The organism is Pseudomonas svalbardensis (assembly GCF_030053115.1).
GTDB lineage: Bacteria > Pseudomonadota > Gammaproteobacteria > Pseudomonadales > Pseudomonadaceae > Aquipseudomonas > Aquipseudomonas svalbardensis.
In genome coordinates, this window is record NZ_CP125619.1 from 5,766,452 (window position 1) to 5,777,589 (window position 11,138).

General features: G+C 59.6%; 9 protein-coding genes. 8 read left to right on the forward strand and 1 reads right to left on the reverse strand.

The features are described from left to right. The first annotated feature begins 122 nt into the window (after window positions 1-122). From QFX16_RS26720 to QFX16_RS26755, 8 genes are all read left to right on the forward strand, one after another. Window positions 123-2,063 (forward strand): putative nucleotidyltransferase substrate binding domain-containing protein, encoded by a 1,941-nt coding sequence (locus QFX16_RS26720; RefSeq protein WP_283184641.1) that lies wholly within the window; start codon window positions 123-125, stop codon window positions 2,061-2,063. After that, entirely contained in the window at window positions 2,060-2,767 is a 708-nt protein-coding gene (locus tag QFX16_RS26725; protein WP_283181941.1) for a 3'-5' exonuclease, read from the forward strand. The genes QFX16_RS26720 and QFX16_RS26725 overlap by 4 nt, the downstream gene beginning before the upstream one ends. A gap of 275 nt (window positions 2,768-3,042) precedes the next feature. Then, a complete protein-coding gene (locus QFX16_RS26730; RefSeq protein ID WP_283181942.1) occupies window positions 3,043-3,561 on the forward strand; it encodes an RNA polymerase sigma factor in 519 nt (172 codons plus the stop codon). Beyond that, the gene (locus QFX16_RS26735; RefSeq protein WP_283181943.1) at window positions 3,558-4,526 is read left to right on the forward strand and encodes a FecR domain-containing protein; all 969 of its coding nucleotides are present in this window, start codon (window positions 3,558-3,560) and stop codon (window positions 4,524-4,526) included. Before QFX16_RS26730 ends, QFX16_RS26735 begins: the two co-directional genes overlap by 4 nt. Window positions 4,527-4,710: 184 nt before the next feature. Then, on the forward strand, window positions 4,711-7,146 hold the full coding sequence (locus QFX16_RS26740; protein WP_283181944.1) for a TonB-dependent siderophore receptor: 2,436 nt from the start codon (window positions 4,711-4,713) through the stop codon (window positions 7,144-7,146). Between the two features lie 72 nt (window positions 7,147-7,218). Continuing rightward, the gene (locus tag QFX16_RS26745; RefSeq protein ID WP_283181945.1) at window positions 7,219-8,349 is read left to right on the forward strand and encodes a PepSY-associated TM helix domain-containing protein; all 1,131 of its coding nucleotides are present in this window, start codon (window positions 7,219-7,221) and stop codon (window positions 8,347-8,349) included. Beyond that, complete coding sequence (locus QFX16_RS26750) at window positions 8,346-8,525, forward strand: hypothetical protein (protein ID WP_283181946.1); 180 nt, start codon at window positions 8,346-8,348, stop codon at window positions 8,523-8,525. Before QFX16_RS26745 ends, QFX16_RS26750 begins: the two co-directional genes overlap by 4 nt. Before the next feature lie 302 nt (window positions 8,526-8,827). Beyond that, window positions 8,828-9,457: a glutathione S-transferase gene (locus QFX16_RS26755; RefSeq protein WP_283181947.1), complete on the forward strand. Its 630-nt coding sequence runs from the start codon at window positions 8,828-8,830 to the stop codon at window positions 9,455-9,457. 210 nt (window positions 9,458-9,667) lie between these two features. Here QFX16_RS26755 and creD read toward each other — a convergent pair whose 3' ends face one another. Next, window positions 9,668-11,050, reverse strand: coding sequence for a cell envelope integrity protein CreD (creD, locus tag QFX16_RS26760; RefSeq protein WP_283181948.1), 1,383 nt, complete (start codon window positions 11,048-11,050; stop codon window positions 9,668-9,670). Between the last annotated feature and the right edge of the window lie 88 nt (window positions 11,051-11,138).

An 11,138-nucleotide genomic window follows, 5' to 3' on the forward strand; every position in this document is an offset into this window, starting at 1 on the left:
ACATTTCCCAAATACCGACAGGTTCACTGCCTACCTAGACTTACGTCCAATGGGCACCCTGCGCGCAGGGGCCGACCATGGCTAAGTCATCCGACAACAACAATTCAAAAAAGACTGCGGTAATGGTTATGAGTAAAGCGGACGCCTTCACACAGGCAGGGAAAACCGCGGTGTTGCAGAATATCCAGGGCACTTTGCAATTCCTTCAGCGCTTCCCGCCCTTCAATCAAATGGAACACGCCCACCTGGCGTACCTGGTCGAGCAGTGTCAACTGCGTTTTTATGCGCCCGGCGAGAGCATCCTCAAGCCCGCCGACGGTCCGGTTGAACATTTCTACATCGTCAAACAAGGCCGGGTCGTGGGTGAACGGCCCCACACGGCCAAGGGCGGCACCGAAACCACTTTCGAAATCACCACCGGCGAGTGTTTTCCCCTCGCCGCGCTGCTGGGTGAGCGCGCGACTCGTACCGAACATCTGGCCTCCGAAGACACCTTTTGCCTACAGCTGAACAAGCAGGCGTTCATCAAACTGTTCGCGCTTTCCAACGCGTTTCGCGACTTTTCCCTACGCGGCGTGAGCAGCCTGCTGGATCAGGTCAACCAGCAAGTCCAGCAAAAAGCCGTGGAAACCCTCGGCACCCAATACTCGCTCAATACCCGCCTGGGCGAATTGGCCATGCGCCATCCGGTGACGTGCAGCCCGACCACGCCACTGCGTGAAGCCGTGACCTTGATGCATGAGCAGCAGGTCGGCAGCATTGTGGTGGTCGACGAACACAAAGCGCCGCTGGGGATTTTCACCCTGCGCGACCTGCGCCATGTGGTCGCCGACGGCACTAACGACTTCAACGAAGCCATCGAGCGCCACATGACCCAGGCGCCGTTTTACCTGTCGCCGGACCACAGCGCCTTCGATGCGGCAATTGCCATGACCGAGCGGCACATCGCCCACGTCTGTCTGGTCAAGGACCATCGCCTGTGCGGCGTGGTCTCGGAACGTGACTTATTTTCCCTGCAACGGGTCGATCTGGTGCATCTGGCGCGGACTATCCGCAGCGCCCAGAAGGTGGAAAATCTGGTCGCGATGCGCGGCGAGATCGGCCAACTGGTGGAGCGCATGCTGGCCCACGGCGCCTCTTCAACCCAGATCACGCACATCATCACCCTGCTCAACGACCACACCGTGTGCCGGGTGATCGAACTGACCCTCGCCGAGAAAGGTGACCCCGGCATTCCGTTCAGCTGGCTGTGCTTCGGTAGCGAAGGCCGACGCGAGCAGACGCTGCACACCGATCAGGACAACGGCATTCTGTTCGAAGCCCGGGACGCGGCCCACGCCGCCGAGATTCGCGGCAAGTTGCTGCCCATTGCCCAGCAGATCAACCAGAGCCTGGCGCTCTGCGGTTTCACCCTGTGCAAGGGCAACATCATGGCCGGCAACCCTGAGCTGTGTCTGTCCCGGGCCGAATGGTCGCGACGTTTTGCGGCGTTTATCCGCGAGGCAACGCCGGAGAACCTGTTGGGTTCGAGCATCTATTTCGACTTGCGCGTGGTCTGGGGCGACGAGCAAGGCTGCGAGCAGCTGCGCCAGGGCATTCTCGATCAGGTGAATGACAACCGACTGTTCCAACGGATGATGGCCGAGAACGCCCTGCGCAACCGTCCGCCCGTAGGACGTTTCCGTGAGTTCGTACTGGCTCGCAAGAATGGCGAGAAAGCCACTCTGGATTTGAAAATCCAGGGGCTGACGCCGTTTGTCGACGGTGCCCGACTGCTCGCGTTGGCCCATGGGATCGAGGCGAACAACACGCTGGAGCGCTTCCGCCAACTGGTGGACAAAGAAGTCATCGAACGGCTGGACGGTGCGGCGTACGAAGAGGCCTATCACTTCATCCAGCAAGCCCGCATGCAGCAACATCAGCTACAGACCCGGGAGAACTTGCCCTACTCCAACCGGGTCGATCCAGACAGCCTCAATCATCTGGATCGACGGATCCTGCGTGAATCCCTGCGCCAGGCACAACGCCTGCAAAGCAGCCTGGCCCTGCGGTATCAGCTATGAGCCTGTTTTCATGGCTGCGCCCGGCAGGTCCGAGCCTTCCCGGCGAACTTCAACAACGTCTGCAACGCTTGCCTTCGGCGGCAGAGCTTGGCGAATGCAGCCTGCGCGAACAGCGCTGGGTGGTGCTAGACCTGGAAACCACCGGGCTGAACCTGAACAAAGACCGGGTGTTGTCCATCGGCGCGGTGGTGATCGAGGACGGGGCGATCGATTTCAGCCAGCAGTTCGAACGCACGTTGCAATGTGCCGACATGAAGTTGGCTCCCAGCGTGCTGATCCATGGCCTGGGGCCGAGTGCGATTGCCGCTGGCAGCGACCCTGCTCAGGCCCTGGTCGAATTCATGGAGTTTGTTGGCGACAGTCCGGTGCTGGCGTTTCATGCGCCATTCGATCAGCACATGCTCGGGCGCGCCTTGAAAGATCATCTGGGCTACAAGTTGCAGCATCCATTTCTGGATGTAGCTGATATCGCGCCGCTGCTTTGCCCTCAGGCGCACATTCGCGATGCCGGGCTGGATGAGTGGATCGACTGGTTCAAACTGGAAGTGTTCGAGCGCCACAATGCCAGTGCCGATGCGTTGGCCACCGCTGAACTGGCGTTGATTTTGTTCAGCCGGGCGCGGCAGATGCAGATTCATAGCCCATTGAATTTGCAGCAGCGGATGAATCAGTGGAAGCGACGGCAGCGAGCGCCCTCTTTCTAACAGCCACCGCAATCCTTTGTAGCCGCTACCGAAGGCTGCGTTCGGCTGCTCAGCAGTCGTCAACTCTGCCCGCGAGATTCACCTGACGCACCGCGGTGACTGATATTACGACTGCTGCGCAGCCGAACGCAGCCTTCGGCAGCTGCTACAAGATCCGTGCGGGTCAAAAAAACTGGTTATTCCAACCCGACCAGCGCCAATTGCTTACCTCCCCCGCCTCTGCCGCAATCGCGAACAATTCTCGTTAGTTAACACTTCCCAATCGGTGATGCTGCGTGTCGTCAGTCCAAAGCCCTCAAAGTGAGCTCGTTGGTGCGTTGTATCGCGACCATCGCGGTTGGCTATTGGCCTGGCTGCGACGCAATGTAGCCTGTCCGCAACGAGCCGAAGACCTGAGCCAGGACACTTTCGTGCGTTTGCTGGGTCGTGAAGAACTGAAGGAGCCGCGCGAGCCGCGCGCATTTCTGGTGGCGATTGCCAAGGGCCTGCTGTTCGACTATTTCCGCCGCGCCGCGCTGGAACAGGCCTACCTCACTGAACTGATGCTGATCCCCGCAGGTGAACAACCGTCGGTGGAAGAACAGCAACTGATCCTCGAAGACCTCAAAGCCATCGACCGCCTGCTCGGCAAGCTCTCTAGCAAAGCCCGGGCGGCGTTTCTCTATAACCGTCTCGACGGCCTCGGCCACACCGAAATCGCCGAGCGCCTGGGCGTGTCAGTGCCGCGGGTGCGTCAATACCTGACCCAGGGCATTCGTCAGTGCTACATCGCGCTGTACGGTGAGCCGGTATGAGTCCGATCAGCTCCAAACCCGTCTCGGCGCAGGTGCTGGATGCCGCGATTGCCTGGCAGTTGTCCCTGGACGCCGGCAACCCGGTGGAACGCGAAGAGTTCGCCAAATGGCACGCCGCCCACGAAGAGCATGCGCGGGCCTGGCGCCAACTGGGCATGCTCGACCAGCGCTTCAGCGTTGCCAGCGGCCCGGCACGCACCGCGTTGCTGCAATCGCGCGAAAGCATTCGCCGGCGCGTGCGCAAACTCGGCAGCGGCATGGCTAGTATCGTCGCGGTGATCGGGTTGGCGTTGTTCGCCGGTGATCGTTATCTGCCGATCGACTATTGGCTGGCCGACCAGCGCACCGCCACCGGTGAGCAACGCACCCTGCGCCTGACCGACGGCACGCTGATCAACCTCAACACCCACAGTGCCGTGGATGTGCGTTTCGATGAAAAACAACGGCTGATCATCCTCCAGGAAGGGGAAATCCTCGTCGAAACCGGCCATGGAGACGCTCGGCCATTTATCGTCGAAACCCGCGAAGGCAGCATGCGCGCGTTAGGGACAAGGTTCCTGATCAAGCGCGAAGAAGAAGGCACGCGCCTGAGCGTGCTGAAATCGGCGGTGGCGGCCCACCCCGAGTCGAGCCCTGAAGAGCAGATTCTGCGTGAAGGCCAGCAAGTCCTGATGCGCAGCAATGGCCTCGGGCCGATCGTCGCGCTCAACCTCGGCGCCGATGCCTGGACCCGCGGCATGCTGGTGGTGGACAACACGCGGCTGGAGGACCTGGTTCATGAACTCGGTCGTTATCGACGCGGGCATTTGGGTGTTGCACCTGAAATCGCCGACCTGCGCATCACCGGCAGCTTCCCGCTGCATGACACCGATCTGGCCCTGAGCGCCCTGCTGCCGACCCTGCCGGTGCAGATCGAACAGCACACGCCGTGGTGGGTAACGGTGACGAAGGCTGAAGCCAAGTGATGTTGAGCCAGGTAAGACGCCTGCTCGCGAAGGGGTCATCGGCTTCACCACAAACCTGATGACATCTGACAATCCATAACCACTTGTTTACTGAATCGAAATTATTTTCAATCAGCCCTATCACTTTTGAATTCTCGTTCGGCACCTAGGCAATTGAGAAATATTTCCATTCAGGAGCCGCTGTATGTCCCGTTCTCTAGACACCTTGTTGCGCCCCAGTTTGCTGGCGATTGCCATTGCCCTTTGTGCCCCTCTGGCCAGCAATCAGCTGATCGCCGCTGAACAGGCGTCCAGCGTTCGCGCCTACAACCTGCCGGCCGCGCCATTGGCCAGCACCCTGAACCAGATCGCCAGCCAGGCCGGCCTGGCGCTGTCGTTGAATCCTTCACTGGCGGCGGGCAAAACCTCGGCGCCGGTCAAAGGCCAATTCGACGCAGCCGGCGCCCTGCGCGAAGCCTTGCGCGGCAGCGGTCTGCAACTGGAACAAAGCAGCGCTGGCACTTATAGCCTGGTGGCCGTGCCCGAAGGCGTAATGGCCCTGCCGGAAACCGCCGTCATTGGCGTGGAAAACACCGAAAGTGCCTGGGGACCGGTGGAAGGTTACCTCGCCAAACGTACGGCAGCCGGGACTAAAACCGATACGGCACTGACGGAGGCACCGCGGTCAATTTCTGTTGCAACCCGTGAACAGATGCAAGACCGCGCCGTACAAAACCTGGATGACGCAGTACGTTACATGCCCGGCGTCGTAGCCAGCAGCTACGGCAGCGATAGCCGCGCCGAGTGGTTGAAGGTTCGTGGATTTGAGCCCACCCAATACCTCGATGGACTGCCCCTACCCAAGGGCACCTATACCATGCCGAAGATGGAAACCTGGGATCTGGAACGTGTCGCCTTGCTGCGCGGCCCTGCGTCGTCGGTCTATGGCCAGACGCCTCCTGGTGGTTTGATCGATATGGTCAGCCGCCGCCCTGAAGACATTGCCAGCAACGAAGTGCAATTGCAGATCGGCAGCTATCAGCGCAAGCAGATCAGCTTCGACAGCACCGGCCCCATCGATGATGAAGGGCGCTTTCTTTACCGTGTCAGCGGCGTGGTGCGGGACAGCAACACAGCCATCGAGCACAACGACGACAAGCGTTACAACATCGCCCCCAGCCTGACATGGAACATTGATCCCGACACCAAACTGACGCTCCTGAGTCAGTTCAACCGTGACGACACAGGCATCACCAGCCAGTTCCTTCCTTTACAAGGCACCAAACTTTCAACGCCTGCAGGCGAAGTGAAGTACCACAAGAATCTCGGTGATCCGGAGTGGGAGTTCTACGACAAGACCTATTACGCGTTGGGATATGCCTTTGAGCACCGGATGAACGATGTCTGGCAGTTCCGTCAGAACCTGCGCTACACCAAGAGCGACCTGTCCTTCCAAGGCATCACCGCAGGCGGCTTTTTCGGTTCGGTCAGTGACGACGGTACCCTGGCCCGAGGTGCCAACGTCGTCAACGAAGACATCAGTCAGTTCGCCGTCGATAACAATTTCCAGGCGGATTTCGACACGGGTTCGATCAAGCACACAGTGTTGCTGGGCCTGGACCACCAGCGCGTCAACACCAATTACAAATGGCTGTTTGGCAGTGCGCCGACCAGCAATATCATCAACCCGATTTACGGCCAGGACTTTAGCAACGTCAGCTACACCGCGTTCAATGATTACAACCAGAAGACCCATGACACCGGCCTGTACTTCCAGGACCAGATGGACCTGGATAATTGGCGCCTGACGTTGGGCGGCCGTCAGGACTGGCTGCACACCGACACGACCTTCTACAACATGAACGATGCAAAGGACACTCGCGACGACACCGCCTTCACCGGCAACGCGGCGCTTAGTTACGTGTTCGACTCCGGCTTTACACCTTACATCTCCTACGCCGAATCCTTCCAGGCAGAAGCCGGTGGTGCCAATGGCGCGGCTTTCCGTCCAGGCACTGGCAAACAATATGAGGTCGGTATCAAGTACCAGCCTCCGGGCAGCGACATCCTGTTCACCGCAGCTGCCTATGACCTGACCCGCAAAGACATCGTACTCAGTGACACCCTCGGTGTATCTCGCCCACTGGGTGAGGCCAATGTGCGCGGGTTCGAGTTGGAAGCTACCGGTAACGTCAACGAGAACTTGAAATTGACGGCCGCGTACACCTACGCCAACAGCAAGATGACTAAAGTCACCGACCCTCTGGATAAAAACCGCCCACTACCACTGACCCCAGAAAACCAGGCTTCTGCATGGGCTGATTACACGTGGCATACAGGTATTCTGGATGGCTTTGGAATCGGCTCCGGCGTGCGCTATATCGGCGAAACCGACAATATCGCCATCGGCAGCATGGGCTTCGTACGCGATCCATCAGATGGCCATAGCAGTTCCTACACCGTCTATGACGCGGCAGTCCATTACGACCTGGGCCGCCTGAACAATACGCTCAAGGGTGTGAGTCTCAGCGTCAATGCCAACAACGTGTTCGATAAAGAATACATTTCGACCTGCGACGGTTTTTACTGCTATTACGGCGACCGTCGCAACGTAATGGCCAGCGTCGGCTACAAGTGGTAACGGCTTGATCTGACACACCTGATATCCAGGCCGTCCTTCGAGGACGGCTTTGGTATTTCTGAAGGCTATGAAATGAAAAGCAAAACAATTCGCCGCTGGTCCTTCGTCCATACCTGGACCAGCCTGATCTGCACCGTGTTCCTACTGATGCTCGCGCTGACCGGCCTGCCATTGATCTTCCATCACGAGATCGACCACTTGCTGGGCGATGCCGCTGAATTGAAGGAGATGCCGGCGGACACCCCGCTGCTGAATTTGCAGCAGTTGGTGCAGGCGGCTGAAAAGCATCGTCCCGGTGAGGTCATGCAGTATTTCGGCTTCGATGAAGACGAGCCCAACGCCGCGATTACGATCATGGCGGCCACCGCCGGCACTGAACCGAATTCGTCTCACACCTTCATGCTCGACGCCCGCACCGGCGAAGCGCTGGAGATGCCGTCGGCCAATGGCGGCTTCATGATGATCATGTTGCGCCTGCACGTGGACATGTTCGCCGGTCTGCCGGGCAAGTTGCTGCTGGCGTTCATGGGCATTCTGTTCGTGGTGGCTATCGTGTCCGGGACGGTGTTGTACCTGCCGTTCATGCGGCGTTTGAAATTCGCCACCGTGCGCCAGGACAAATCCACCCGCCTGCGTTGGCTCGATCTGCATAACCTGATCGGTGTGGTGACGCTGACCTGGGCCTTGGTGGTCGGCGTCACCGGCGTCATCAGCGCTTGCGCCGACCTGCTGATCGCCGCGTGGCGCAACGACAGCCTGAGCGCGATGGTCGCGCCGTACCGCGATGCGCCGCCACTGACAGAACTGGCGCCCGCGACCCGCTTGCTCGACATCGCCAAGGAAGTCGCACCGGGCATGCAGCCGGACTTCATCGCCTTCCCCGGCACACGATTCTCCAGCGAACACCATTACGCGGTGTTCATGAAAGGCAGCACCCACCTGACCTCGCACCTGCTGACACCGGTGCTGATCGACGCCAGTACCCTGCAAGTCACCGCCGTGGCCGAACGCCCGTGGTACATGGACGCCATGGGCATGTCTCAACCGTTGCACTTCGGTGATTACGGCGGCATGCCGATGAAGATCCTCTGGGCGATCCTGGATGGGCTGACCATCATCGTCCTCGGTAGCGGGGTTTACCTGTGGGTGGTGCGGCGCAAGGCTGCGAAACCTGTGCTCGAGAACGCGGAGAGTCCAGCATGAGGCCGCGGCAGTCGAATTTCTGGAAGGTCTTTTCCACCCCCACGGTTATCGCCCTGCTCAGTGCCGCGGGGTTGTTTGCCGCGCTACTGGGCGATGGCGTGTGGGACGCATTGAGCTGGTTGGGCCTGGGCGTTCCCGCCGCCCTTGCCCTGCGCGGCCTGCTGCTACGCCGCTGATCCAAATCGATTGGCGGACTCCTGTAGCAGCTGCCGAGCAGCGCGAGGCTGCGTCCGGCTGCGCAGCAGTCGTGAATCATGCGATCGAGTTGCTTCAGATAAATCGCGTTTGCCGGACTGCGGCCGCTGCGTCCGAACGCGGCCCGAGCCGAACGCAGCCTCGCGCTGCTCGGCAGCTGCTACAGGGCTACAGATCGCTGCAATCACACGACGACATCCGCTTTGGGTTCGATTGCCAACCGTTTGAGCTCCCGGATCCACGCGCTATGCTGCCCAGCACTCCCCCACTCCGAGACGCTGCCATGTCCGCCCCCAGCATGACCCTGTTCCACAACCCGTTGTCGCCCTTCGTTCGCAAAGTCATGGTGCTGCTGCATGAAACCGGTCAACAGGACCGCGTGGCGCTGCAAGACTGCGTGCTCACACCGGTCAGCCCGGACCTGATACTCAACGAAGACAATCCGCTGGGTAAAATTCCGGCCTTGCGCCTGGCCGATGGCAACGTCATCCATGACAGCCGGGTGATCCTTGATTACCTCGACCACCAGCACGTCGGCAACCCGCTGATACCGCGCGACGGCTCGGCCCGCTGGCGGCGCCTGACCCTGGCCTCCCTGGCCGACGGGATCATGGACGCTGCGGTGCTGATTCGTTATGAAGTCGCCCTGCGTGCCCCGGAAAAACACTGGGACACATGGCTCGATGGCCAGCGCGAGAAGATTCGTCGCGGCCTGGCATTGCTGGAAGTGGACGCGATTGCCGAGCTGACCAGCCATTTCGATGTGGCGGCGATCAGCGTTGCCTGTGCGTTGGGCTACCTGGATTTGCGCCATCCGGATCTGGAATGGCGCACGACGAACCCGAAGCTGGCGAACTGGTACTTCGAGGTGAGTCAGCGGCCTTCAATGCTGGCGACTATGCCGAAGGTTTAGAACTTCGCTGGCTGTCAGGGCCTCTTCGCGAGCAGGCTCGCTCCCACATTTGATCTTCGATTTGCACAAGCCCTGTGTTCACTGGAGATCCCTTGTGGGAGCGAGCCTGCTCGCGATGGCACCACACCGGATCTAACGGAAACAACACCGCAATCCGCGTCGCCAACACCTCTCCCTCCCGCTGATCCTCGCGCAACCCCAACGACCGGCTCATTCCACCGCTCCCATATCAAACACCAACGGCTTCGCCGACTTCTGCCCAATCCCATACCAGTCCAGCTTGCGGGTCAGCACCATAAACACGCCCAACAACCCGAACAACAGCAGCGAACCCATCAACAACGCGTAATCCTCTGCACTGAGCAAGCCATAGAGCAAGCCATAGAGCAAGCCATACAACGCCGCCAATCCCGCCGAAAAACTCAAGCCGTGACGCACGCTGCGCAGTACATGGCAGACATAAAAACCGATCAACAACACACAGCCGCCCGCCGACAGCAGGTACGCCAGGGCAAAGCCGATGTGCTCGGACAGCGACAGCAACAGCAGATAGAAAAACGCCAGGGCCACGCCCACCAGCGCGTATTGCACCGGGTGTACCGCGAGGCTTTTCAGCACTTCGAAGAGGAAGAAACCGGCGAAGGTTAGGACGATAAACAGCAACGCATACTTGATTGCCCGATCGCTCTTCAGGTACTGATCCACCGGGTCGATGAAGCTCACCCCGAAACTGCGGCCGGTATAGGCTTCGCAACCGCCGCCGGACACACAGCTGCTCAAGGCCTCTTGCAAATTGGTGGAGAAAAACGAGGTCTGCCAGTTGGCGGTGAAACCCTGATCGCTGACTTCACGCTGGGCCGGCAGGTAGTTGCCGATGAAACTCGGATGCGGCCAATTGGCGGCCAGCGAAACCTTGCTGGTCTTGCCCACCGGAAGAATCTGCAACTGGCCAGTGCCTTGCAGTCGCAGGTCGAAACCGAAGGCCAATTCCGTGGCTTGCTTCGCGTCGAGCGCCGGCAGGGTGACATGCACGCCCTCCCCCAACCAGCCCACCTGACTACCGGGGACGAAGTCGAGTTTCTGGCCATTGAGTTCGAGTTTCAGAGCGTTTTCGATGCCGCGAATATCGCTGATCCCGACCGCCAAAAACGGCTGGTCGAACTGGTAATCGGCGAAATCGTCCTTGATACCCAATTGAGCCGGGAGCGAGAAATGCCCGCTGATGCGGTTGTCCGCATGAAATAGACGCGCCTCATAAATGCCCCGGGACCGCAGTTCAGTCTGGACCTGCCCGTCGAGTTCGAAGCGTTCCGGGAGGAAATACAAACGGCCGCGCTCTTCACCCACTTCCTGGTAACGCTCGTTGGTTTTCTCGTTGAGCTTCCAGGTGCGCACCACTTTGCGATACGGCACCACCATCAGCGGCCCGCTGAGTTGCTGGCTGTAGCTGGAACTGCGGGCGATGTCTTCGAGAACACCGTCGCGCAGTTGCTGGCGGTCCTGGATCACGCCGTTAATCATCAGGAGCGGGATCAGCAACAACAGAATCAGAAGGGCAATTGCCCCGAGTTTTATGGTCAGGCTGCGGTTCATGGGACTCTCCCTGTTTGGATGGGGAGAGTCTGGGATTTGTATGTGGAGGGTGTGTGGGAGGAATGTGGAGACTTTGTGGAGAGTGTTT